The organism is Aquabacter cavernae, assembly GCF_003993795.1.
Taxonomy (GTDB): Bacteria; Pseudomonadota; Alphaproteobacteria; order Rhizobiales; family Xanthobacteraceae; genus Aquabacter; species Aquabacter cavernae.
Map to the genome: position 1 here is coordinate 322,245 of NZ_RWKV01000015.1, position 24,545 is coordinate 346,789.

The 24,545-nt window shown below is 67.9% G+C and carries 23 protein-coding genes; 14 read left to right on the forward strand and 9 right to left on the reverse strand.

The genetic code is table 11. The features are described 5' to 3' along the window. The first annotated feature begins 11 nt into the window (after positions 1-11). Positions 12-2,792, forward strand: coding sequence for a preprotein translocase subunit SecA (gene secA / locus EJJ38_RS14860; protein ID WP_127090898.1), 2,781 nt, complete (start codon positions 12-14; stop codon positions 2,790-2,792). Positions 2,793-3,119: 327 nt separating this feature from the next. Here secA and EJJ38_RS14865 read toward each other — a convergent pair whose 3' ends face one another. Together EJJ38_RS14865 and EJJ38_RS14870 are read right to left on the reverse strand one after the other, a co-directional pair. Then, a complete protein-coding gene (locus EJJ38_RS14865; RefSeq protein WP_127090899.1) occupies positions 3,120-4,379 on the reverse strand; it encodes a L,D-transpeptidase family protein in 1,260 nt (419 codons plus the stop codon). 240 nt (positions 4,380-4,619) lie between these two features. Then, positions 4,620-5,570 carry an acetyl-CoA carboxylase carboxyltransferase subunit alpha gene (locus EJJ38_RS14870; RefSeq protein WP_127090900.1) on the reverse strand — a complete coding sequence of 317 codons (951 nt, stop codon included), beginning with the start codon at positions 5,568-5,570 and terminating at the stop codon, positions 4,620-4,622. Between the two features lie 178 nt (positions 5,571-5,748). On the opposite strand from EJJ38_RS14870, the gene EJJ38_RS14875 reads away from it, so the two are divergent. The 3 genes from EJJ38_RS14875 to EJJ38_RS14885 all read left to right on the forward strand — a co-directional run bounded on the left by EJJ38_RS14875 (position 5,749) and on the right by EJJ38_RS14885 (position 6,689). Beyond that, on the forward strand, positions 5,749-5,964 hold the full coding sequence (locus tag EJJ38_RS14875; RefSeq protein ID WP_127090901.1) for a hypothetical protein: 216 nt from the start codon (positions 5,749-5,751) through the stop codon (positions 5,962-5,964). Between the two features lie 122 nt (positions 5,965-6,086). After that, positions 6,087-6,377, forward strand: coding sequence for a YggT family protein (locus tag EJJ38_RS14880; RefSeq protein WP_127090902.1), 291 nt, complete (start codon positions 6,087-6,089; stop codon positions 6,375-6,377). Between the two features lie 3 nt (positions 6,378-6,380). Further along, complete coding sequence (locus tag EJJ38_RS14885; RefSeq protein ID WP_127090903.1) at positions 6,381-6,689, forward strand: DUF167 family protein; 309 nt, start codon at positions 6,381-6,383, stop codon at positions 6,687-6,689. A gap of 9 nt (positions 6,690-6,698) precedes the next feature. Here EJJ38_RS14885 and EJJ38_RS14890 read toward each other — a convergent pair whose 3' ends face one another. After that, entirely contained in the window at positions 6,699-7,658 is a 960-nt protein-coding gene (locus EJJ38_RS14890) for an amidohydrolase family protein (RefSeq protein WP_164738523.1), read from the reverse strand. A gap of 206 nt (positions 7,659-7,864) precedes the next feature. On the opposite strand from EJJ38_RS14890, the gene EJJ38_RS14895 reads away from it, so the two are divergent. Continuing rightward, entirely contained in the window at positions 7,865-9,319 is a 1,455-nt protein-coding gene (locus EJJ38_RS14895) for an FAD-binding oxidoreductase (RefSeq protein ID WP_127090905.1), read from the forward strand. On the opposite strand, the gene EJJ38_RS14900 is transcribed toward EJJ38_RS14895, so the two are convergent. The 4 genes from EJJ38_RS14900 to EJJ38_RS14915 all read right to left on the reverse strand — a co-directional run bounded on the left by EJJ38_RS14900 (position 9,285) and on the right by EJJ38_RS14915 (position 14,262). Next, positions 9,285-10,505: an MFS transporter gene (locus tag EJJ38_RS14900; protein ID WP_127090906.1), complete on the reverse strand. Its 1,221-nt coding sequence runs from the start codon at positions 10,503-10,505 to the stop codon at positions 9,285-9,287. The two genes, EJJ38_RS14895 and EJJ38_RS14900, sit on opposite strands and share 35 nt — an antisense overlap. A gap of 163 nt (positions 10,506-10,668) precedes the next feature. Continuing rightward, positions 10,669-12,711, reverse strand: coding sequence for a SpoIIE family protein phosphatase (locus tag EJJ38_RS14905; protein ID WP_127090907.1), 2,043 nt, complete (start codon positions 12,709-12,711; stop codon positions 10,669-10,671). Next, positions 12,711-13,520, reverse strand: coding sequence for a LapA family protein (locus tag EJJ38_RS14910; RefSeq protein WP_127090908.1), 810 nt, complete (start codon positions 13,518-13,520; stop codon positions 12,711-12,713). Before EJJ38_RS14910 ends, EJJ38_RS14905 begins: the two co-directional genes overlap by 1 nt. Beyond that, positions 13,510-14,262, reverse strand: a complete 753-nt coding sequence (locus tag EJJ38_RS14915) for a hypothetical protein (RefSeq protein ID WP_127090909.1) — start codon at positions 14,260-14,262, stop codon at positions 13,510-13,512. Before EJJ38_RS14915 ends, EJJ38_RS14910 begins: the two co-directional genes overlap by 11 nt. A 292-nt stretch (positions 14,263-14,554) precedes the next feature. Between EJJ38_RS14915 and EJJ38_RS14920 the strand changes: the two genes are divergently transcribed. The 9 genes from EJJ38_RS14920 (at position 14,555) to rplS (ending at position 22,766) form a co-directional block, all read left to right on the forward strand. Next, positions 14,555-15,202 carry a hypothetical protein gene (locus EJJ38_RS14920; RefSeq protein WP_127090910.1) on the forward strand — a complete coding sequence of 216 codons (648 nt, stop codon included), beginning with the start codon at positions 14,555-14,557 and terminating at the stop codon, positions 15,200-15,202. Further along, positions 15,199-17,187, forward strand: coding sequence for an MFS transporter (locus EJJ38_RS14925; protein WP_127090911.1), 1,989 nt, complete (start codon positions 15,199-15,201; stop codon positions 17,185-17,187). Before EJJ38_RS14920 ends, EJJ38_RS14925 begins: the two co-directional genes overlap by 4 nt. Then, positions 17,184-18,206: an ABC transporter substrate-binding protein gene (locus EJJ38_RS14930; RefSeq protein ID WP_127090912.1), complete on the forward strand. Its 1,023-nt coding sequence runs from the start codon at positions 17,184-17,186 to the stop codon at positions 18,204-18,206. Before EJJ38_RS14925 ends, EJJ38_RS14930 begins: the two co-directional genes overlap by 4 nt. Continuing rightward, on the forward strand, positions 18,206-18,883 hold the full coding sequence (locus EJJ38_RS14935) for a hypothetical protein (protein ID WP_127090913.1): 678 nt from the start codon (positions 18,206-18,208) through the stop codon (positions 18,881-18,883). The genes EJJ38_RS14930 and EJJ38_RS14935 overlap by 1 nt, the downstream gene beginning before the upstream one ends. 165 nt (positions 18,884-19,048) lie before the next feature. Beyond that, a complete protein-coding gene (locus EJJ38_RS14940; RefSeq protein ID WP_127090914.1) occupies positions 19,049-19,498 on the forward strand; it encodes an ATP-binding protein in 450 nt (149 codons plus the stop codon). Positions 19,499-19,527: 29 nt separating this feature from the next. After that, positions 19,528-21,165 (forward strand): Na/Pi symporter, encoded by a 1,638-nt coding sequence (locus EJJ38_RS14945; RefSeq protein ID WP_127090915.1) that lies wholly within the window; start codon positions 19,528-19,530, stop codon positions 21,163-21,165. After that, complete coding sequence (locus EJJ38_RS14950) at positions 21,149-21,451, forward strand: STAS domain-containing protein (RefSeq protein ID WP_127090916.1); 303 nt, start codon at positions 21,149-21,151, stop codon at positions 21,449-21,451. The genes EJJ38_RS14945 and EJJ38_RS14950 overlap by 17 nt, the downstream gene beginning before the upstream one ends. A 67-nt stretch (positions 21,452-21,518) precedes the next feature. Further along, positions 21,519-22,232 carry a tRNA (guanosine(37)-N1)-methyltransferase TrmD gene (gene trmD / locus EJJ38_RS14955; protein WP_127090917.1) on the forward strand — a complete coding sequence of 238 codons (714 nt, stop codon included), beginning with the start codon at positions 21,519-21,521 and terminating at the stop codon, positions 22,230-22,232. 120 nt (positions 22,233-22,352) lie between these two features. Further along, the gene (gene rplS, locus EJJ38_RS14960) at positions 22,353-22,766 is read left to right on the forward strand and encodes a 50S ribosomal protein L19 (RefSeq protein WP_127090918.1); all 414 of its coding nucleotides are present in this window, start codon (positions 22,353-22,355) and stop codon (positions 22,764-22,766) included. A 95-nt stretch (positions 22,767-22,861) separates the two neighbouring features. Here the strand turns inward: rplS and EJJ38_RS14965 are convergent, their stop codons facing one another. Further along, positions 22,862-23,320: a hypothetical protein gene (locus tag EJJ38_RS14965; protein WP_127090919.1), complete on the reverse strand. Its 459-nt coding sequence runs from the start codon at positions 23,318-23,320 to the stop codon at positions 22,862-22,864. 4 nt (positions 23,321-23,324) lie between these two features. Then, positions 23,325-24,251: a hypothetical protein gene (locus EJJ38_RS14970; protein ID WP_127090920.1), complete on the reverse strand. Its 927-nt coding sequence runs from the start codon at positions 24,249-24,251 to the stop codon at positions 23,325-23,327. Positions 24,252-24,545: the final 294 nt, after the last annotated feature.

Below are 24,545 nucleotides of genomic sequence, written 5' to 3' on the forward strand. Positions count from 1 at the left end.
GACATTAAACCATGCTTGGCGGACTTGCTCGGAAGCTGTTCGGTTCGGCCAATGACCGCAGGGTCAAAGGCTACCGCCCCACGGTCCAGGCCATCAATGCCCTGGAGCCGGAGCTTTCGGCCCTGAGCGACGACGCGCTGCGCGCGCGCACCGAACAATTCCGGGCCGAGTTCGCCGCGGGCAAGAGCCTGGACGACCTGCTCGTCCCCGCCTTCGCCACGGTGCGCGAGGCCTCCAAGCGCGTGCTCGGCCTGCGCCATTTCGATGTGCAGCTCATCGGCGGCATGGTGCTGCATGACGGCGGCATCGCCGAAATGCGCACCGGCGAGGGCAAGACCCTGGTGGCCACCGCCCCGGTCTATCTCAACGCGCTCGCCGGCAAGGGCGTGCATGTGGTGACGGTGAACGACTACCTCGCCAAGCGCGACGCGGAATGGATGGCCCGCATCTACCGCTTCCTCGGCCTGTCCACCGGCATCATCGTGCATGGCCTGGACGACGAGCAGCGCCGCATGGCCTACGAATGCGATGTCACCTACGCCACCAATAACGAGCTGGGCTTCGACTATCTGCGCGACAACATGAAGTATGACCGCGCCCACATGGTGCAGCGGCCGCACTTCTTCGCCATCGTGGACGAGGTGGACTCCATCCTGGTGGACGAGGCGCGCACGCCCCTCATCATTTCCGGCCCGCTGGAAGACCGTTCCGAATTCTACAACACCATCGACACCTACATTCCCGGCCTCGCCAAGAGCGACTACGAGGTGGACGAGAAGCAGCGCTCCGTGGCCCTCACCGAAGAGGGCATGGAGAAGATGGAGCAGACGCTCAGCGCGGCGGGCCTGCTGAAGTCCGACTCGCTCTACGACATCGAGAACGTCTCGGTGGTTCACCATGTGAACCAGGCGCTGCGGGCCCACACCCTGTTCCAGCGCGACAAGGACTATATCGTCCGCAACAACGAAGTGGTGATCATCGACGAGTTCACCGGCCGCATGATGCCCGGCCGGCGGTATTCGGAAGGCCTTCACCAGGCCCTGGAGGCGAAGGAGCACGTCGCCGTCCAGCCGGAGAACCAGACGCTCGCCTCCATCACCTTCCAGAATTATTTCCGCCTCTACCAGAAGCTCGCCGGCATGACCGGCACCGCTTCCACCGAGGCGGCGGAATTCTCCGACATCTACAAGCTCGAAGTGGTGGAGATCCCCACCAACCTGTCCGTGTCCCGCATCGACGACGATGACGAGGTCTATCGCACGACGCAGGAGAAGTTCGACGCCATCATCAAGCTCATCGACGAGGCGCACGCGCGCGCGCAGCCCGTCCTGGTGGGCACCACCTCCATCGAGAAGTCGGAGATGCTGGCGGAGCGCCTGCGCGTCGCGGGCTTCAAGCAGAAGGACTTCTCGGACCCCGAGGCCTTCACCGGCCATATGGCGGGCAAGAATTTCGCGGTGCTGAACGCCCGCTACCACGAGCAGGAAGCCTATATCGTCGCCCAGGCCGGCGTGCCCGGCGCGGTCACCATCGCCACCAACATGGCGGGCCGCGGCACCGACATCCAGCTCGGCGGCAATGCCGACATGCGCATTTCCCAGGAATTGCCCGACCTGGCCGAGGACGCCCCCGAGCGTCCTGCGAGGGAGGCCGCGATCCGTGAGGATATCGGCGCGCTGAAGAAGAAGGCGCTGGAAGCCGGCGGCCTCATGGTCATCGGCACCGAGCGCCACGAAAGCCGGCGCATCGACAACCAGCTCCGCGGCCGCTCCGGCCGCCAGGGCGACCCCGGCCATTCCAAGTTCTTCCTCTCCCTCGACGACGACTTGATGCGCATCTTCGGGTCGGACCGGCTCGACGGCATGCTGCAGCGCCTCGGCCTGAAGGACGGCGAGGCCATCATCCATCCCTGGATCAACAAGGCGCTGGAAAAGGCGCAGCAGAAGGTCGAGGCGCGCAACTACGACATCCGCAAGAACCTGCTGAAATATGACGACGTGCTGAATGACCAGCGCAAGGTCGTGTTCGAGCAGCGCCTTGAGCTGATGAATGACGAGGATGTCGCGGAGACCGTGGAGGACATGCGCCACTCGGTCATCACCGACCTCGTGGCCAAATACATCCCGGTCAATTCCTATCCCGAACAGTGGGACCTGCCGGGCCTCGACTTCGCGGTGCGCGACGTGCTCACCCTTGCCCTTCCCGTGGAGGAGTGGGCGAAGGAAGAGGGCATCGGCTCCGAGGAAGTCACCCAGCGCATCATCCAGCGCGCCGACGAGTGGATGGCCTCCAAGAGCGCCCGGTACGGCCCGGAACTGATGCGCTATGTGGAGAAGTCCGTCCTGCTCCAGACGCTGGATCATCTCTGGCGCGAGCACATCGCCATGCTGGACCATCTGCGTCAGGTGGTGGGCCTGCGCGGCTATGCCCAGCGCGACCCGCTGAACGAGTACAAGTCCGAGGCCTTCCAGCTCTTCGCCGCCCTGCTGGGGCGTCTGCGGGAGATCGTCACCTCGCAGCTCATGCGGGTTGAGATCGTCACCTCCCCGCCGCCCATGGAAGAGCTTCCGCCCATGGAAGCGCACCATATCAACGCCACCACGGGCGAGGACGAGATGGCCTCCGCAGGCGCCGCCATCGGCTCGCGCCCGGTGCCGGCCATTGCCGGCGACGTGGCGGTCGCGGAGCGCGACCCCAACGATGCCTCCACCTGGGGCAAGGTGGGCCGCAACGAGAATTGCCCGTGCGGCTCCGGCAAGAAGTTCAAGCACTGCCACGGCCGCTTCGCCTGAGGCTTCCGACCGGCACGTCCTCCGACCGAAGAAACCGCATCCGGATGTCCGCCGGATGCGGTTTTTTGTTGCGCGGAGACGGCGTCAAACGCGCGGCCCGGCCGGTCCCCGTTTTTCCTGCACAGGGGGCGCGATGGGGATAGACGGCGCGCGAAGACACCCCCTCCCGTGGAGATGCCTCACGGTCATGAGCCCGAGAGCACGACCGTAGAACGCTTGAGAGCATCTCACGGTTTTAGGGTAACACCGCGGAATTCGGGCCCGCACTCAGGCCTGTTCGCCCTTCCGCGAGGGGAAGGGGACCCATCGATCACAGGCTGAAACGACTTAGCGCGTCGCCCCGAAACCGGCGGAGGGCAGGATGCCATTGGCGCCGGAGAGGGTCGAAGCCGCAGCAGCCGCCGAGGCCGACAGGCTGGCCGTCTGCTGCCCCAGGGGAGCGGCAGGCGCGGCCGCCTGGGGCGCAGCGGGGTTGGTCTGCGCCACCGACAGCAGCGTCGCGGTGCCCGAGGACGCCAGCGTGCCAGAGGAGGCCACGGCGCCGATAGGCGTGAAGCCGTCATCCTGGACCCGCGGGGGCCGGGTGGTCTTGGGAATCGTGCCCGGCGCAGGCGCCGCGGCGACGATGGGGCCGTCCTGGTAGGCCGGGTTCTGTTCCTTGAAATTCGCCAGGAAAATGGGGTGCATGCCACCATCTATGCCCGCCCGGCTGGGCGCCATGGGGGTCGAGCCGATGATCTCGGCGACCCTGGCATCGTCCCCGTGCTGCTTGTTGAACACCGCCTGCGCCACGTCGGGCGCCACCGTATAAGAAGGGCACGGCAGGTTGGCGTCGAAGCCGCGGCCGCCGTCCGGCGTGGCGTTGAACACGTAGCGCCGATTGCAGACATTCACCTTCGGCTCGCGATGCGACACGTCGAAGGCGTCCGTCCCTTCCTTCAGGTTCTTCCAGAAGGGCATGGCGGGATTGTTGCGGTGCTTGGCGAGGTTGGTGGCCGTCATGCGGAACGGCAGGGCCTGCACCTGGAATGCCTTCTGCCCCCCCTCGAACGCCTCGCGTCCCAGGGCGTACAGCTCGGCCACCTGCTCGTCCGTCATGGCGTAGCAGCCGGCGGACGAACAGTCGCCGTGCACCATGAGGAATTCGCCGGTGCGCCCATAGGAGCGGTCATAGGCGTTGGGGAAGCCGAGATTGAAGGAGAGATAATAGCTCGAGTTCGGGTTCATCTGGCCCGGCGTGATCGTATAGAAGCCCTCGGGCGCCTGGCGGTCGCCGATCTTCACCTTGGGGCCGAGATCACCGGACCAGCGGCAGATGGGATAGGTCTTGAGCAGCGCATACTCGCCGTTGCGCTTTTCCTTCCAGACCTCCAGCTCCGCTTCCTGCTTGTAGATGCGCACCAGGATCGGGCTCTGGGTCGACATGCCCTTTTCCTCGATCAGCGCCACGGTCTTGGAGGACAGAGGCTGCCGGGCGCGGGCGGAAATGTCGTTGGATCCGGCATTGCACCCAGCCAGCGCCAAGGCGGCGACAGTGGCCAGAGCGGCGATCCGAAGGCGGGCGAAGCGAGGCAGCGGACGGCTCAACGCAGAACTCCAAGGTCCGTTCCGGGCGCGGTGAGCGACATGATTAGACCCTCTACCCTTGCTGGCCGGTTACCGCAAGACGGCGGAAAAGAGAACAGGATCCGTCGCTTCATGGCACAGAAGCGAGCAATTGAGGCCAAGTTGAGATGGTTCCCGCACATGCGACCGCGTTTGCCGCATCGCGAAAGCTCCGCGCAAGCCCATGGTTAACAAAGGTTTAAAATGGGTGCGGCGCAGCGCTCAGAGCGTACGGCCGATGGCGAGGAACTTCTCCCGCCGCGCCTTGCGCACCGTGATCCCGTCCATGCCCGCAAGGCTCGCCATCGCGTCGGCAATGGCATCGCCGGCAGCGGCGATGGCCGCCTTCGCGTCGCGATGCGCGCCGCCCGTGGGCTCCTTGATGATGGTGTCCACGATCCCGAAGCGCAGCAGGTCCTGCGCCGTGATCTTCATGTTGGTGGCGGCTTCCTGCGCCTTGGCGGTGTCGCGCCACAGGATGGAGGCAGCCCCTTCCGGCGAGATCACGCTATAGACCGCGTGCTCCAGCATCAGCACCTTGTTGGCGGTGGCGGTGGCGATGGCGCCGCCCGACCCGCCCTCGCCAATGATCATCGCCACATTGGGAACGGTGAGCGCGAGGCAGGCATCGATGGAGCGGGCGATGGCTTCCGCCTGCCCGCGCTCTTCGGCGCCGATGCCGGGATAGGCACCGGCCGTGTCCACCAGGGCCACCACGGGAAGCTGGAACCGGTCGGCCAGCTCCATGATCCGGACCGCCTTGCGATAGCCCTCGGGACGCGCCATGCCGAAATTGTGCCGGATGCGGGACTCGGTGTTGGAGCCCTTCTCATGGCCAATCACGCACACCGCCTCGCCCCGGAAACGCGCGAAGCCGCCGATGATGGCCTCGTCCTCGCCGAACTTGCGGTCGCCCGCGAGCGGCGTGAAGTCGGTGAATAGCGACTTGGCGTAGTCGGAGAAGTGCGGGCGCAGGGGATGGCGCGCCACCAGCGTCTTCTGCCAAGGGGTCAGGTTCGAATAGAGCTGCACCAGGGCCTCGCGGGCCTTGGTCTCCAGGCGCTGGACATCCTCGGCGATGGCCACGCCGTCTCCGGTGGAGAGCGCGCGCAGTTCCTCGACCTTTGCCTCCAGCTCGGCCACCGGCTTCTCGAAGTCCAAATAGCTGCGCATGGATGCCCGCGGGGTTGAAGGTGAACGACGCCTGGCCGCGCCTGAAAGCGGGCGGAAGCTGCCTGCCGCAGGCGGGGGAGTCAAGCACCGCAGGCGTCCGGGCTCTGCGGCAGGCGCAACGCAACCTTGCACCCACCATCGGCGTTAAAGCTCGAAAGTGGTGAATGTGAGAACCCAAATGACGTCCAAGTCCCATGCACACCCGGCGCCGTCCACCGCCCCCAAGCCGCCGCACAAGGGGCGGCGGGCGGATCGAAGCACCGATACCGGCCCCGCGCTTCCCGCCGCCGGGCCCCACGCGGCGCCGCACCTCACGGACCCCGAAAAGACTCCGGGCACCGGCAGCCTGCCCGATCCCCACCGGCCGAATGCGGGCGATTCCACCACCGGGTGAGACGGTCAGGCAGCCACGCAGGACGCCTTGGCTCTGTTCAAGTGATGCCGCCTTGGCTATTGGTGCGCACATGAGCGGCTCGTTGCGAGACCGTCTCCGTCCTGCCGAGGAATTCTTCGCTGATGCGCGCCATTCTCGACGTGATCCTGATCATCCTGCAGCTCTATGTGTGGGTGCTCATCGCCTCCGCCATCCTGTCCTGGCTGGTGGCGTTCAATGTCGTGAACATGCACAACCAGTTTGTGCGCTCGGTGGGCGAGTTCCTCTACCGCATCACGGAGCCGGTGCTGGCGCCGCTGCGCTCGATCCTGCCCAGCCTCGGCGGCCTCGATCTGTCGCCCATGGTGCTGATCCTGATCATCTTCTTCATCGAGCGCGTGATCGGCCTCTACATCTACCCCTACGTGTTTTGAGCCTTGCCCTTCTGGAGCGAGAGCGCGGACGGGCTGGAGATTCGCGTCCGCGTGACGCCGAAGGGCGGGCGGGACGCCATTGACGGCACCGCCGCCCTTTCGGACGGACGCGAGGTGCTGAAGGTGCGGGTGCGGGTCGCGCCGGAGGACGGGGCGGCCAATGCCGCCGTGACGAAGCTGCTGGCCGCCGCCGCCGGTATCGCCGCCTCCCAGGTGACTTTGGCCGCCGGGGCGACCGCGCGGGTCAAGACCTTCCGGCTGAAGGGCGACATGGCCGCCCTGCGCAAGGCGCTGGAAGACGCCGCCTCCTGAGCGGCAGCCTCAGATCTTCAGATTCATCAGCCGCACGGCATTGAGCCGCGCCACCTTTTCCCGCGTGGCGTCATCGATGGCGGCCGTGTCCAGGAAGCGCCCGCCGGTGAGGGAATCCTCATAGGGATAATCCACCGAGAACAGCACATTGTCGGTGCCGAGTGCCGAGAGGGCCGCGATGAGCGGCACGTCGTCGAACTGGCCCGAGGTGGTCACGAACAGATTGCGCTTGAGATAGTCCGAGGGCTTGAGCGCCAAGGGCCGCTTGCCCGTGATCAACTCGGCCCGACTGTCCAGGCGCCAGAGCACGTAAGGCAGCGTTTCGCCCATGTGGCCCAGCACGATCTTCAGGCGCGGGAAGCGGTCGAACAGGCCGGAGAAAACCATGCGCAGGAAATGGGCGGACATCTCCATGTTCCATTCCCAGGTGGCCTTGCGCAGTTCCGGCGCGCCCGTGAGCACATGGGGCAGGACGTAGCAATCCTCCGGGTGCATGTAGAAGGGCACATCCAGGTCCTGCACCACCTCCCAGAACGGGTCGTAGCAGGGATTGTCCAGATAGATGCCGTGGGTGTGGCCGTTCACCATGGCCCCCACGAAGCCGAGATCGCGAACACAGCGCTCAAGCTCGCGGGTGGCGGCGCGCACATCCTGCATGGCGAGATGGGCAAAGCCCCGGTAGCGATCGGGATGGCGCGCCACGCCTGCGGCGAGAAGGTCATTGGCCTCGCGCGCCAGATCCACGGCGCGGGACGCATCCGGCTCCAGTTGCACGCCGGGACCGGAGATGGAGAGCACGGACACCTCGATGCCCGCTGCATCCATGGCCGCAAGGCGCCGCTCGCCCAGATCCGACAGGAGGTCCACGAGCGTCTTCTGCGCTTCGGGCGTCACCGCCGGCATGCCTTCGATCAGCCGATCCTCCAGGCACGGGACGATGAAATGCTCTTCCAGGGCGATCTTCTTCATGGGGCGGGATCCCTCCGAACGGCAGGCTTTGGGAGAGGAGCCCGCGCGAACATGCCCAGCAAGCCACACCTCCATGAAGACAGCACCACAAGCCCGGCCATAAGTCACCCAGTCCCGTGCGCATGTCCCACTCACCTGGGTAAAGCCGCGCCCGGCGACCCGGCGCCCCCTTGATCGGGCGCGATGCGTCCGCCAGTCTCCCGGCCATGTCCAGCATCGCCCCCTCTCCGCTGAGCCTGCCGCCCGACCAGGTCGCCGCCATCATCGCCCATCTCTCCAGCGTGCTGGGCCCGCACGGTGTGCTCACCGCCGCGACGGATAAGGCCGGCTACCTCACCGAACCGCGCGGCCTGTTTCCCGGGACCGCTCCGGCCGTGCTGCGCCCGGCGAGCACCGCCGAGGTGGCACTCTGCCTGTCGGCCTGCGCAAACGCCGGACTGCCGGTTGTGCCGCAGGGCGGCAATACCGGCCTCGTGGGCGGGCAGGTGCCGTTCGGCGCCTTCCTCCTGTCGCTGGAGCGCATGGACAAGGTCCGCGCCATCGACGCCACGGACCTCACCCTGACCATCGAGGCGGGCGTGACGCTCCATGGCGCGCGGGCGGCGGCGGAAGAGGCCGGCTGTCTGTTTCCGCTCTCCATCGCCTCGGAAGGCAGTTGCCGCATCGGCGGGAACCTCGCCACCAATGCGGGCGGCACGGCCGTGCTGCGCTACGGCAACATGCGCGAACTGACGCTGGGCCTCGAAGTGGTGCTGGCGGACGGGCGCGTCTGGAACGGCCTGTCCCGCCTGCGCAAGGACAATACCGGCTACGACCTGAAGGACCTGTTCATCGGGTCCGAAGGCACGCTGGGCGTCATCACGGCGGCGGTGCTGCGCCTGTTTCCCCGGCCGCGCCATCGCACCACGGTGCTGGCGGGCGTTCGCGATCCCCACACCGTCCTCGCGCTCATGCGCCGCCTGCGTGCGGTCGCGGGAGACGCTTTGACCGGCTTCGAGATGATGCCTGCCTTCGGCATGGAGCTGGTGCTGCGGCACATGCCCGGCCATCGCCGCCCGCTGGCGGGAAACCACCCCTTCTATGCACTCGCCGAACTCACCTCCACCCGCGCGGTGGAGGACCTGCCGGGCCTTGCGGAAGGCGTGCTGGCCGAAGCCTTCGAGGCGGGCGAAGTGGAGGATGCGGTGATCGCCGCGAGCGAAGCCCAGGCCGATGCGCTCTGGCGGCTGCGCGAGGACCTGTCCGACGCGCAGAAATGCGAAGGCGGCTCCATCAAGCATGACGTCTCCGTCCCGGTCTCGCGGGTGGCGGACTTCATGGTGGAGGCGGCGCGCCTGTGCGAGGCGCAGATGCCGGGCGTGCGGGTCTGCGCCTTCGGCCATGTGGGCGACGGCAACATCCACTTCAATCTCAGCCAGCCCGTGGACATGACCAAGGCCGCCTTCCTGGAGAGCTGGGAGCCCTTCAACCGGCTGGTGCACGATTATGTGGCGTCGCTCGGCGGCTCCATTTCCGCCGAGCACGGCATCGGTGTCCTCAAGCGCGAGGAGCTGGGCCTCTACAAGGACAAGGTGGCGCTGGACCTCATGGCCCGCCTGAAAAGCGCGCTCGACCCTGCCGGCCTGCTCAACCCCGGGAAGGTGCTTCCCCCCGCGCCTTGACCCCGGTTACCGTCACCATGGCCAGAAGCAGCGGCAGGGCCGCGACCACGAACACCGCATGGGTCAGGTGGTCGTCCAGCAGGGCGCCATAGAGCACCGGCCCGGCCAGCGCGCCCACGTCGAAGCCCGAATAGACGAGGCCGAACACCTTGCCCCGGGCGGTCTGGGGGGTCGCATGCCGCACCAGCACGTCACGAGCGGGCGTGGTGATGCCCAGGGCGCAGCCCGCCACCAGCATGAGGGCGAAGGTTCCCGCCGGCGGCAGGCTGGCGAGGCCGATGGTGAGCAGCGCGAGGCAGGCGACGGCGAGGCCGCCGATGGCGATGCGGTGATGGTGGGTGGCGCGATCCGCCACATGCCCCCCCGCCAGCACGCCCAGGATATTGGCGGCGAGATAGCAGGTGAGCGTGAGCCCCGCGAAAGCGGCGCTCATGCCGAACCCTTCCTGCAGCGCCGTGATGCCGAAGCTCTGCAGGCCGACAAGACAGGTCGCCGTGAGGAAGAAATAGGCGAAGGCCAGCACCACCACGCGCAAGCGCAGAATGTCGCCGAAGCTCAGCTGCGCCTCGCCCGCCGCCGTGCCGTGCGCCACCCGCTCCAGGCGCAGCAGCGGCCGGGCCAGCAGGAAGCACAGGGCCACGACGAGGCACGCAAGGCCCGTGGCCGTCAGCGCCACGCGCCAGCCAAAACCGAGACCCAGCGAGCCTACCACCAGCGGGGATGCGGCATAGCCCAGGCTTCCCGCCGCCACATGCATGGCGAAGGCCCGGCCCAGGCGCGGCGGGCTCACCTTGTGGCTCAGGATGGAAAGGTCGGCCGGGTGGTAGACGCTGTTGCCGAAGCCCGCCAGCGCGGCGAGCGGCAACAGGGCGAAATAGGACGGCGCAAAGCCCATGGCGGCGATGGAGCCGGATTGCAGCATCATGCCGCCGATGAGGAGACGATCCGCGCCGAAGCGGTCCACCAGCACGCCCGCCACCACCTGCCCGCCGCCCGAGCACAGGTAGAAGACCGACAGCACCACGCCCAGCTCCGTGAAGGAGACGCCGAGGTCCGCCCGCATGGCGATGAACAGCGGGGCCAGCGACAATTGCAGGAGATGGCTGATGAAATGGCCGGAACTGACGATGGAGATCGTGGCGATCTCGCGCCGCATCGCCCCGTGAGGCGGGTTCAGGACGGACACGCTGTTTCCTCCTCGCCCGGACAAGTGCCGGGCCTGAGACCCGCGCGATCCGGCGGCCTCTTTGCCAAAGGGCCGGGGCCGATCATTTGTGGGCCAACACCGTTTCACCCTCCGACCCGGGAGGCAAGGGCAAGTTGGCACCCCTTGCCCAGGGCGGGGACGGTCAGAAATGCGGCTGGTGGCTGCCGAAGAAGCGCAGGTTCAGGCAGGTGATGTCGTCGGCCTGGGGCGCACCGCGCTCGAATTCACGGATGGAGCCGAGAATGTGCTGGGACACTTCCTGCACGCTCCAGTCCTGCGCGCCTTCCGCCAGCAGGGCCTCCAGGCGGCGTTCGCCATACAGCACCCCGTCCACGTCGATGGCCTCGGTCACGCCGTCCGTGAAGAGAACCAGCGTGTCGCCGGGATCGAGGTCGAAGGACCCCTCCCGGTAGACGAAGCCCTCCATGACGGCCACGGCCATGCCTGCCGTACTGGCAATGGTGCGGATCTCACCGGCGGGGGAGATGCGGTAGGGTAGGTTGTGGCCGGCATTCACATAGCTCACGCGCCCGGTGTCCAGGTCGAGCACGCCGTAGAACAGGGTCACGAACAGCATCTGTTCGTTTTCCATGGCGAGCAGGTCGTTCAATCGCCGCACGCAGCCGGCGGGCGAGCGCTCGAACAAGGCGGTGGAGCGCAGCAGCGTGCGCGAGATGGCCATGAACAGCGCGGCGGGCACACCCTTGCCCGACACATCGGCCACGACGAAGCCGAGGGTGGACTTGTCGATGAGGAAGTAGTCGTAGAAATCGCCGCCCACCTCGCGCGCAGGCGTCATGTGCGCATCCAGCACGAGGCGCGGGTCGTCCGGAAAAGCTTTCGGCAGGATGGCGAGCTGGACCTGACGGGCAATCTCCAGCTCCTGCTGGAGGCCCGCCAGCTTGGTCTTCGTCACCAGGGCCTCGCGCAGTTCCACCACCATGGAGGACAGGCGGGTATGCTGCTCGACGATGCGCCGCGACAAATCGTGCATCACCCGGGCGAGGCGCCGCAATTCGTCCTCGGCCTCCCCACCGGAAGACCGGGCCAGCAAAGCGAGCAGTTCCTCGCGGTCCGTGGCGTCGATGGAATCGGCCAGCAACTTCAGCTCGGTAGAGATCACGGTCTCCTGCCGGCGGCGCACCCGATCCCGATGGCGGCGCGATTCCGCGAGCGCCTGGGCGTTGCGGCGCAGGCCCGCAATGGCCTGCCCGATACGGCCGATCTCATCGTCCCCGGTATGGTCGAGTACCACAGACGTGTCGCCGCGCGAGAGCGCCTGGAGCACGCCGATGGCATTCTCCAGGGGACGGAAGCTGAACCACAGGAAGACGTTGAGGCCGATGACCACGAACACGGTGAGCCCGACGCCCACCGCGATGGCCACCCATCGCAGGGTGCTCTGCGCCGTCCAGGCGGTGGTGTTGTCCTTCAGGCTCACAAGTGCGCCCAGGGTCCCGCCATTGATGCCGTCCACAGGCACGCTGGTGACGGAGAAGATCCGATCCGCAACGGTGACGCGGGTATAGAGCGGCTGGCGCGGCGTGATGGCGAGATGGGCGGACTGCCAGAGGTCCGCATCGGTGCTGGACAGGACACGGTCGCGCAGCGAGATGAGGGTCGCTTCCGAACCGACGCTGGCCGCGAGCCGCGCCACGGCCACCTTCACGTCGCGCCCGAGAACCAGAACCAGCGTGCCCCGGCTCGGCAAGGTGATGGTGCGGGTGGCGACGATCAGCATGCGCTGCGCCGAGATGAGGCGCGGCCCGACCGTCCGGTTGCCGGCGAACGCGCGGTCCAGGGTTCCGGCGTCCAGGATGCCGCGCGCGGACTGCTCTCCGAAGAAGGACGTGACGTCCCGGTCCGGCCCCACCACCTCGAAGGCGAGCGTCTCGTCCTCCTCGATGCCGAGGTCGCTCAACCCCGCGACCACGCCCTGGCGATTGGCGAAGGTGAGGGCGATACGCACATTGGTGTCGTCCTCAATGGCGTCGAGCTGCTTCTCCAGGTCCGAGACCTGGACGGCGACGATCTCGCGCCACAGGGCGGCCTGGCCGGAAATGGCCACCTCCGCGGTCCGGTCCGCCTCAAGGCGGTCGCGCACGAGGCTGGCGGCCCAGAAGGTCGCCATCAGCATCAGGAAGCCCAAGGCCACCATGAGGGTGATGCGGGTGCGAAGCAGCATCACGGTTCTCGCTGGGAAGGCGGACGCGACTGCGCATCGCGCCGGATTTGCTCGATCTCCGCCCGCAGGCGGCCATCGAAATCGACAGCGAGCAATTCTTCCGAATAGCCCTCGAACGCCGTGCGGCGCTCGGCCATGCGGCGCTCTCCGCTGTTGAGCGCCCGGAAGGCCGTGGCCAGCGGGCCGCGGCCACCGCCGGGCGGGGCATCGCGCAGCTTGCCGGCGGCGCTCTCCAGCAAAGCGGTCGCGAGGCGGCGGCGCCCCCGGACAAGGCTCCCACCCGCATAGAAGGCCGCGATCACCGCGCCGAGGCTGGCGCAGGTGAGCACCACCACGCCCGCCCGCCAGGACAGCTTGCCCAGCACGGAGCTGAGGGTGGCCGGCGTGGTGGAGACGGCCACCTGCCCGAACACGACGCCATCGATGGTGATGGGCAAGGTCACGGTGTCGAGGCCCGTCAGGGGGCCGATGGCGCTGCGCACCTCGCGCCCATCCGGCCCCTGCAGCACGATCCGGGTGAGGCCGGGCGTGCGGTGCAGCGTCTCGGTGAGATAGGGCTCGACGCCCGGCAGCATCTTCAGGGGAATGCCGAAGCGAGCCGCCTTCTCGAACTGGGCCGCCAGGGACCGTGCGACGGTCTCGCCGATCAGCCGGGCATCGCGGCGGGCCGTGTCCTCCACCCGCGTCTTGAAGCCCTGCATCATGATGAAGCCGGCGCCCGAGCCCACCAGGCTGACGATCAGGAAGGTGATGAGCGCGCAGACCAGGCGGTCGCGGGAGCGGATGGCGGGATGCGCGTCAGTCTGCATCGTCAAGCGCCTCCAGCCGCGTCATGCCGCGGGCGAGCCGCGCCTCCTCCCGGCTCCATGTCTCGCGGACCTGGAAGGCGGCCCGCTCCAGCCCGTCGCGCGGCACCGGGAGCGATGCCCCCTCCCCCCCGCGCAGGATGGCGGCCACCCGCATGAAGGGGCGGCCGAGGCGCGAGGCGGCGATGAAGGCCAGCACGAGCCCGACACCGAGCGCGCAGAAGCCGATGGCCAGGGCCCGCAGGGACAGGTCGAAGGCCAAGCTTTCGGTCCTGGCGACCCGCGTGGCGCCCGACAGCGTCACGGCGATGCCGCCGGCGACGCCGAGGTCATTGTCGAACCGTGTCCCGAATATGGTTTCGCCCCGGAAGCTCGCGTGCCAGGTGCCGTCGCGGGTGATGAAGGTCAGCCAGCTGGGATCCACCGCCTCGCCCACCGAGCCGCGATCGGTGCTGTAGACCGACCGGCCGGCCGAATTGAAGATGTCGATCACGACGATGGACGGATCCTGCGCCTTTTCGCGCTCGATGGTGGATTGCAGCAGCGCGATTTCGTCCAGGGTCAGGCCGATGCCGAGATTCGCCTCGGTGGTCTGGCGCAGGGCACCCAGCAGATGGGAGACGCGCGCCTGCTCGATCTCCTCGCTCACCCGCTCACCGGCAAAATAAGCCGCGCCGGGCAGCACCACGAGGGTGACCGCCAGGGAAAGGCCGATAACGAAAATGAGCCGCCCGTAGAATGTCATGCCTGAGCTTGCAGCGCGAGAACGCGGCGGACGTTAACCGCATGGGCGGTTGCAAACCAGAGCAAACTGCGCAGACTTTCCCCATGCGCTCTTTTCGCCTAGCGCGGGTGCCGCCTACCCGTGCCGGAGAAAATTGGGGATTCGTCAAAATCTTGAATCCTGACACTCTTACTGTGCGCATCATTGGGGCCGGGTGGAGTGCGTCGGCTTGGGCCGACCTGTGGACCCAAGCCGCGTGAGGGGATTGAGCGGACGTGCGTCTTTTCAAGTTGCCAGCTTTCGAGCACAGGACATGATCCGCACGTCTCTCGGGCTGATCGCGCTCTTCGCCGTCATCGCCGCCGCGTGCGTGGCGTTCGGCGCCTATTTCTCCTACGTCACCCTCCAGAACGCGCACCGCAAGGCGGTGGAGACCCGATTCGGGGTCACGGCCGAGCGCATCGCAGGCAGCGCGCAGACCGCCGCCTCCCTGGGCATCGCCCTGCCAGCCCAGACCACGCTGGCAGACCTGACCCAGCGCGAGGCGCGGCTCGACCCGACGGTCCTGTCCATCGATGTCACCGATGCCCATGACCGGGTGCTGTTCTCCAGCGACCCCGCCCGCATCGACACGCGCGAGAGCGGGCGCACGGCCAATGCCGTCAGCCGCCGCGTGGAGAACGATCTCGCCTCCACCATCGGGCAGGTGGTGGTGCGCTACAATCCCCAGACCCTGGCGGCCGGGGAGCATGCGCTGTCGGGCGAATTGCAGACCATCGCCACCCCCACGCTGCTGGGCTCGGCGCTCGCGACCATCGTGATCGGCCTGCTGCTGGCGGCCGGGCTCGGCCGGGCCGCGCGCCGGGCGGCAGATCCGGCCCAGTGGCCGCGCGCCGCGCGCTCCGCCCTCGCCGAGGCGGAAGCCGCCCATGCGGCCCTCAAGACAGGTGAGCGGCCATGATCGGGCTGCGCGCGGGCATCTCGCTCGCCATCGCCCTCATCCTGTGCGCGGCGCTCGCCGCCATCGCCTTCGCGGCCCGCGCGGCGGTGGAGCGCACCATCGTCCCGGCCATCGCCGCCCAGGCGGAATCGGTGGGCCGCTCCGCCGCCGCCTTGGTGGAAAGCGCGGTCACGTCCGGAGTGCCCCTGGACAAGCTGGTGGGGGTGGACAGCTATCTGGAGGGCCTGCGCGCCGCCAATCTGGAACTGGCCGAGCTGAAGCTGGTGCGTCCGGACGGCAAGGTGCTGGGCCTCGCGGGCGCCCCGCCCGAGGACGACCACGCCCAGCAGGTGGTCACCGCCGTGACCGCCCGCACCGGCGCGCCGCTGGCGAGCCTCATCATCACCATCGATCCCGGCGTCGTCTCCGATCAGGTGAATGCCCTGCTGGTGGACGTGGCCTTCATCGGCATCGTCTCGCTGCTGGTGGCGCTGGAACTGGTGGCGCTGGTGGTGGGCGCGCGCGGCACGGAGGCACTGGCCGCCCTGGAAGCCCGGGTGCGCTCGCTGGCCCAGGGCCGTCTGTGGATGCATTCGGACGCAGCCGAGAAATCGCCCTTCGTCGCCCCCATCGACCAGCACATGGCGCTGCTGCATGAGCGCCATGCCAAGGCGCGCTCCGAGGCCACGCGACGCGGCGACGCCGACGCCATCGCGAACCTGGATTCCTTGAGCGCACGCACGGGCCTCGGCACGGTGCATGCGGGCGAAAATCACGCCGCCACCATCATCCGGCCCGCTCTGTTCCTGTTCATGATGGCCGAGGAACTGGCGCGCCCGTTCCTTCCGCGCCTCGCGGGCGCCATGGCACCGTCCGGGATGGAAATGGGACGCGACCTCGCCATGTCGCTGCCCATCGTGGTCTTCATGGCGTGCGTCGCGCTCAGCCAATTGCCGTTCGCCGTGCTCTCCGAGCGGCTCGGCCGCCGCCGCGGTTTCGTGATCGGCGCCGCCATCGCGGCGCTGAGCTATGTGGGGTCCGCCCTCGCCGCCGACTATTTCCTCTTCCTCGCCACCCGCGCTACCGCCGCCATCGGCTATGCGCTGGTGTTCGTCTCCGCCCAGGGGCATGTGATCGACCATTCGCGCCCCCATGAACGCACGGCGGCGCTCGCCGTATTCGTGCGGGCCATCATGGTGGCGGGTCTGTGCGGCCCGCCCATCGGCGGCGTGCTCGCCGACCGGCTGGGCGACCATACGGCCTTCTTCGGCTCAACGGCCCTTGCCGTGCTGGGCCTTCTGGTGGCCGCCCTCTCCATGCCGCGCTCCGAGCCGGTGAAGGGCGCCGCCGGGGTCTCGCTCTCCGAACTCGGCTCGGCCCTGAAGGCGCCGCGCTTTGCGGCCCTGCTGTTCGGCTGTGCCCTCCCGGCGAAGTTCCTGCTGGTGGCCATCTGCTTCTATCTGGTGCCGGTGGAACTGCAGAAGCAGGGCTACAGCGCGGCGGCCATCGGCCGGCTGCAGATGATCTATCCCATCCTCATGGTGGCCGCCGTGCCCATCTTCGCCCGGCTGGCCGAGCGCAGCGGCGCCCATGCGGGCTTCGTCACCATGGGCGCCCTCGTGGCCGGCGGCGGCGCGCTGCTTCTGCTCATCGGCACCTCGCCCTGGATCGTGGCGGGCGTGCTGGCGCTGCTCGGTCTCGGCCAGGCCATGTCCATCGCCCCGCAATCGGCGCTGGTGGCCGCCGCCGCGCGCCATGTGCCGGGCGGACGCTCGGCGGGCGTGCTCGGCCTGTTCCGGCTCATCGAACGGACCGGCAACGCCACCGGTCCGGCGGCGGCCGGTTTCCTGCTCGCCACCGCCGGATTTGCTTCCGCGAGCGCACTGATCGGTTTAATGGTGGTCCTTGGAGCTCTCGGATTTGCCCTGAGTGGCCGCACCCGCGCATCCGGCACGGACAGCGCCCCAGGCTCCGAGGCCGCATCGACGGAAGGCAGCAGGTTGTGATCGACCGGCGTTCACTTCTCTCCCTGGGACTTGGGGCCGGCGCCGCCGGCATGGTGGGCATCGATCCCTCCCAGGCCCAGCAAATGGCGCAGGAGCGACCCTACCGCATCCTCATGCTCACCTTCCGTGGCGAGACCGATGTCGAGCGGGGCTTCCGCTATTTCTTCGATGCATCCGGCGTGAAGGCCGAATTCATGACCCGCGACGTGGATCGCGACGCCTCGCGCGTGCGGCCGATCCTCGACGAGGTGCTGCCCACCTTCAAGCCGGACCTGATCTACACCTACGGCACGCCCAACACGCTGGCCGTGGTCGGCCCCTATGACGCGCCGCCCACCGCGCCTTTCGTGCGCGACATTCCGGTGGTGTTCGCGCTGGTGGCCGCGCCGGTGCGCAGCAAGATCGCCCCCTCCACCGAATCCTCCGGCCGCAACGTCACCGGCGCCGTCCATGTGGTGCCCACCGACGTGCAGATGCGCGCCATGCAGACCTACAAGCCCTTCTCGAAGGTGGGCGTCATCTATTCGCCCAACGAGACCAACTCCATCGTGGTCGTGAAGGAGATGCAGGCCTTCTGTGACTCCATCGGCGCCACGCTCATCACCCAGCCGCTGAACATGGCCGGCAACGTGCCCACGGGCGATGGCGTCGAGCAGTTCGTGCGCGACATCCGGGCCAAGGGCGCGGAATGGCTCTACCTGCCGCCCGACACGTTCCTGGCCACCATCTTCAACCGCATCTCGCCCGTGGCCATCGCGGTGGGCCTGCCCACGTTCGGCTCCACCGAATTCTTCCTGCGCGACGGGGACGGGCTCGTGGGACTGGTCTCGCGCTATTATTCCGTGGGCCAGCTCGCGGCGTCCAAGGCCATCGAGATCCTGGTGCAGCACCGCCCGCCCCAGGACATTCCCATCGAGACCCTCAAGCGCTTCGCCCTCATCATCAACATGAAGGTGGCCAAGGCGCTGGGCATCTATCCGCCCATCGTCATGCTGAATTATGCCGAGGTGATCGCGTGATGTCCGCTGCCGCGGCGGTGTCACTGGATCCTCCTCTTGCCTGGCGTGAACTCGGCCCCCAGGACCTGGAAGAGGTGGATGCGCTGCACCGGGTGGCCATGGGCCCCGTGGTGCGTCCGGAAATCGTCAAGCCCGAATCACGCGCCTATTTCCAGAGCATCCTGTCCGGGCGCGGCCGGGTGATCGGGGCCTTCGGGGCCAATCTGGTTGCTTATGGCATCCTCCAGCACGACCATGCCCCCAGCGATCGCTGGGAGGACGAACTAGGCGTGCGCGAAGGCACACCCGTGGGGCGCCTCGCGGGCGCCTCGGTCCACCCCGACCTGCGGGGCCGCCGCCTCCAGCGCGCCACCATCACGGCCCGCATTGCCATGGCGCCGCGCGGCATGCTGCTTTTTTCCACCGCCGCCCCGGCCAATACCGCGAGCTGGGCAAGCCTGCTGGCGGAGGGCTTCAACATCCACAATATCGTGCTGCGCTACGGCGGCTTCGCGCGCTACCTCATGGTGCGCGACAACGCGCTCTATGACAGGAACCGGGCGATCCTCGTGGACCCGCTGGACACCGAGCGACAGACGCCGCTGTTCGCGCAGGGCTGGCACGGCTTCGGCCAGGCCCGCCTGCCCACGGGGGCGCCGGGCCTGCTCTTCGCCCCGCCCCTGTCGCGCCCGTCCTGAGCCTCAGTGAAATTCCGGTGACGGGGTGCCGTCGGCATGGATTGCCGCCGTCGCCGGAGACGGCTAGCCTTGCCGCGGATCAGGTGATCCAGGAGCGTCACCGGCCCCGGACGCCGCTCAACGACAAAGCGCTCAAACGACGAAGAAGACGGGTCCTGCGTGTCCATGACCTCACCATCCGACGCCCCGATCCTGTCCTCCATCTCCATCGACGCCGTGGTGGACGAGATCGCCAAGGTGTCCATCTGGATGGCCGAGCTGGAAGAGCGTGACGACTGGCCGACGCCGTTGCGCTTCGGGCTGGAACTGTCCGTCGAAGAGGCGCTCGCCAACGTCATCACCCACGCCTTTGAGGACGTGGAGTCCGACCCTGTGATTCGCGTGGACTATTTCCGCCCCGCGCCGGACAGCGTCGGCATGCGCATCCTGGACAACGGCCCGCCCTTCGATCCCACGGCCGTGGAGAGCGCCTCTCTCGCGGAGAGTGTGGAAAGCGCGCATATCGGGGGGCATGGCGTGCGGTTGATGCGCCATTTCCTCAGCCATATCGGCTATGTCCGCCGCGACGGGATGAACGAGCTGACCCTGGTCGCCGGCCCGAAATCCGCGGACTGACACCGCCGCCCGCCCCATGAGGCTTTTCCGTGCTCGCGTCTGCTGAACTCCTCGCCGGGCTGGGACTGCTCTTCATCGGCCTCAAGCTCCTGAGCGGCCATCTCCAGCAGGCCATGGGGCGGCGGGTCCGCATCCTGCTGAAGGGCGCCACGCGCTCGCGCATCGTCGGCTTCGTCAGCGGCGCGATCACGGGCGCCGTGGTCCAGTCCAGCAATGCCGTGACGCTCATCAGCGCCAATCTCGTGCGCGGAGGCGCTCTCACCACGCGCGATGCCATTCCCGTGGTGGCGGGCGCCAATGTGGGCACCTCGGCCCTGGTCTTCGTCGCCTCCGTGGACCTGAAGGTGGCGGTCTTCTACCTGATCGCCCTGGTGGGCCTGTGCTACCAGTTCAAGCTGGACCGCACGCCCGCGCGCCGCGAATGGCTGGGCGTCCTTCTGGGCCTCGCCCTCCTGTTCCTCGGGCTCAGCCTCATCAAGCTCGCCCCACAGGACGTCTCGCCCCAGACCATCGCCGCCCTGCTCGGGGACATATCGCTGCCGGTCGGCTTCATGATCGGCCTCGCCGTAGCGGTGATCACGCAGTCGGCTTCCACCGCCACCATCCTGTGCCTCGCCTCCATCGGCACGGGCACCATCGACCTTATCGACAGCTTCTTCATCGTGCTCGGCGCCAATCTTGGATCCGGGATCGCCACGCTGGTGAGCGCCGGCGGCCTCAAGGGCACCGGACGGCAGCTCTGCTTCGTGCACATTTTCGTGAAGGTGACGGGCTGCCTCGCCGTCTATCTGGTCTGGCTGGCCCTGCCGCTCGCGGGGATCGACCCGGCGGCAGCCCTGTTGGACTTCGGCCAGGACCAGGCGCCTTTCGCCATCTCTCTCCTGTTCCTGGCGCTGCAACTGACCGGCGGCCTCGCCGTCACCCTCTTCTGCCGCGAGAGCGAGACCCTCGCCCGGCGCCTCAGCCCGCCGACGCGGGAGGACCATGTCTCCCAACCCCATTTCATCACCGACCAGGCCATGGAAGACCCCGCCTCCGCCCTGGAACTGGTGGCCCAGGAGACCAACCGGCTCGTCCGCCACCTGCCCGAACTCCTGCCGGACCTGGACCAGCGGGCGGGCGACGACGGCAAGGTCCGGGCCGTGCACTGGCGGGGCGCCCGGGCCATTTGCGAGGCCACGGGCCAGTTCCTGGTGGAACTGATCGACCGCCACCTGACACGCGCCGACCTCGACCTGGCCCTGCTGCTGCAGGAGGAACAACGGCTCCTGCATTCGCTCCAGGACACGCTGAAGGATTTCGGCGACCTGATCGACGGCTATGGGGAGCCGCCGGTCCTCGCCTTCAACCTGTGCGAATCCTTGCGGACCATGATGCTGGAGCTTGCCGAGGCGCAAACCGGGACCGAGGCGGACTTCGACCTCGTCATCGCGCTGACGGCGGACAAGAGCACCGCCCTGGACCGGATCCGCCGGACACTGGCCACCGGCGATCTGGGGAGCGGGGAGGAAGCGCGCAACCTGCTGACGGCCGTCAGCCTGTTCGAGCGCTCCATGTGGCTCGCCCATCGGCTCGCGATGACATTGCGCCTGCGGGCGAATGAGGCTAATCGGGAGGCTCCTCCCCATCATCTCAACCGGGACAAGGCTGATGCAGATCGATCGTGAACAGGCCGGATCGGATGTGGTGCTGAAGGTCACGGGACGGCTCGACACGCCCAATGCGAAGCCGTTCGAGACCAGCCTTCTCGACGCCGTCTCGGGGAGCGAGGGCGCCATCACGGTGGACCTTGCGGGCGTGGACTATGTGTCGTCCTCGGGCCTGCGCGCGCTGCTGGTGGCCGGAAAGGCCATGCGCACCGCCAAGCGCGACCTGACGCTGCGCTCGCTCCAGCCGCAGATCCGCGAAGTGTTCGACATTTCCGGCTTCTCGACCCTGTTCGAGATCAAGTGAGGCCGGGGGCGCACGACCGCCCCACCTCGCGAATCGGATCGGGCGTCCAGCGGCGAACCGTGTATCCATGACTTTTCGCGCGACACTCCTGACCCTGTATCCTGAAATGTTTCCGGGGCCCCTCGGCGCGGCCCTGGCCGGCAAGGCGCTGGCCTCCGGACTCTGGTCTCTGGACGCGCTGCAGATCCGGGACTTCGCCACGGACCGCCACCGCTCGGTGGACGACACGCCCGCGGGCGGCGGCCCCGGAATGGTGATGCGCGCGGACGTTCTGGCCCGCGCCATCGATGCCGCCTCCCCTCCCGACGATCCCCGCCCCCGCCTGCTCATGACGCCGCGCGGCCGCCCCTTGACCCAGCATCGCGTGAGGGAGCTGGCGCAAGGGCCCGGCGCGGTGATCCTGTGCGGCCGCTTCGAGGGCGTGGACGAGCGCATCGTCGCGGCCCGAGGCCTGGAAGAGGTGTGCGTGGGCGACGTGGTGCTGTCCGGCGGGGAGAGCGCGGCCCTGCTGCTGCTGGACGCCTGCGTGCGGCTCATTCCCGGCGTCATGGGCAAGACCGAGAGCGGCACCGAGGAGAGCTTCTCCGACGGCCTGCTGGAATATCCCCAATATACCCGCCCCCAAGTGTTCGAGGGCGCGGGCATTCCCGAGGTGCTGACCTCCGGCGACCATGCCCGTATCCGCGCCTGGCGCCGCACGCAGGCGGAAGCGGTGACGTGCGAGCGGCGGCCGGACCTGCTCGGCCCCGCAGATGACAGGCGCATGAACAAAAGCACATGACAGGGCAGGCTTTCTGGGCTATAGGCCCGACCGTCCCTTAACTTACAACGACACGATGTGGCGCTGGGGCAGCGTTCCGGCGACGGCGCGCGTTTTGGCGACCGCTAAGAGGTTGGCGACATGAACATCATCGAGACCCTTGAGGCCGAACAGGCCACCCGCCTTGCCGAGAAGCGCCCCGTTCCGGCGTTCCAGCCCGGCGACACCGTCATCGTGAACGTGAAGGTGGTCGAAGGCGAGCGTACCCGCGTGCAGGCCTATGAAGGCGTTGTGATCGCCCGCAATGGCGGCGGCCTCAACGAGAGCTTCACGGTGCGCAAGATTTCCTACGGCGAAGGCGTGGAGCGCGTGTTCCCCGTCCACTCGCCGCTCATCGATTCCATCAAGCTGGTGCGCCGGGGCAAGGTGCGTCGCGCCAAGCTCTATTACCTGCGCGACCGTCGCGGCAAGGCGGCTCGTATCGCCGAGCGCGTTGAGCACCGTCCGGGTGAAGGCAAGAAGGCCAAGGCCGCCGCGGCGCCCGCCACCAAGTGATGTGACGGTTCCGGCCACGGCCGGGCCCGTGCCCTTTCCTCACGCCGCCGGCTTGCCGGCGGCGTTTTTCTTTGCGCGAGCCCGAACGACCGCCGTCAGCAGCCTTCCTCCCAGCGCACGGGAATGGTGCCGCTTCCGGACGGGCCGGTCCATTCCACCCGCCCATCCCCGCCTTGCCCCCCGCCGTCATTCCTGAATTTAGGGTTGGCCTTGCCCTTGATCAGCTGCACCGCGCTTCCGGCGACCACCCCGTTCCAATAGGCCCCCTTCTGCATCGTCCCAGCCGGAACGAAGAGGAGCGTGCCGTCGATCTTGAAGAGTGCGGTCTTCTTCGGATCCTGGGTGTCGAACAGGCCAATCATGTCCTTGCCCCGGAACACCGCGAAGCTGCAGCCGGATGCGTCCCACTTCGCAAGGTCGGGATAGGCGACGGCCGAGAAGCGGGCCGCCGTCAGCGCGGCGGGCGATGTCCCTGCCCCGGCACGAACCGCGCCCGCATCCATCAGCGCCAGGCACGCCAGGGCCACCCCCGCTCGAAGCCACCCACCGTTCATCCGCTCATCCCCCCAAAACCGAGACTGCATCCACTGGATCCGTGCTCAGGCGGCACAGAAGCCGGTCCGGATCGGCATCATAGAGCCGCCGCACCCGCCGGAGCGCCGCCGCGCCGCCGCCGCGATGGCCCGCGCCGCCCACATGCAGCCATGTATCGGCCAATAGGAAGGGCTCCGGCCCCTCTCCTTCGGCCGCCAGCCAAACCTGACGGGTCCGGGCCTGGGCGAGATCGTCCAGGGACAGATGCCGGTAAAGCACCCGCCAGTTCTGGCCGCCGGTATCGAGCATGCGCGGTGTGTCGGTTCCGAAGTCCAGCGGCAGCGTCTCCACCGCCTTGAAATCGAACACGCTGTAGCCCGGCCAGAGATACCAGCCGCCGAAATCCTCGCCCGCGCGCACCATGCCGTAGACCGGCTGGCGGGCCACCCGCGCGGCCAGGTCGTCCGGAGCCAGGGGAATGAGATCGTGGTCCAGCAGCGCGAAGCCCGAGGGGCGCAGGGGCCGCAGGATATTGCGCCAGATCCAGTTCAGCGCCACTCCGTGGGAGCGCGAGCCATTGACGTTGGGCGAGATCCGCGGCACCGCCGGCAAGGGGCAATAGGCCCGCCCACTGCGTGCACAAATGGCAGCGATGCGGACCCTCATGGCCGGATCGGAGGAATTGTCACAGACCAGCAGCGGCACGTCCGGCATGGTCCGCGCCATGGCATCGGACAGGAAGGCAACGGCCTCCGGCAGGTTGAACGCCACCGTCACCGCCAGGAAACGCCCCCGCAGCGGCGCGAGCGAGGAGAGGAGCGCGTCCTGTCCCTCGCAGCGACGTGTGGCATAGAGGCTGTCCAGAAGGACATTGCGCAGGCGCCGTGCGCCCTGCGTCAACGGCTGGGCGCCCGCCCAGTCGCGAAGCGTATAGTCCTTCAGGTCACGCATGCGCGCTTTTCGCGGCGCGCGCGATATCCGTCAAGCGGGACCGGAGCCGGAGGGACATGGATCCGGGATGCTCCCGGCGTCGAACCGCCGCGCCCCATGGCATATGGTGGTGACATTCCACGTCTAGAGAAGGCTGGCGCAGGCCGGGCAAAGCGCGCGGCGGACATTCAATCGGGGATCCAACGGCCAACCCGCGGGAAGGGTGAACCGCTCTCTCTCAAGGACTTAGGCACTGGTTTCGATGGTGAGTGAAACCAACTTACCGGGATCAGGCTCTAGCCGAGTACGTGTCTC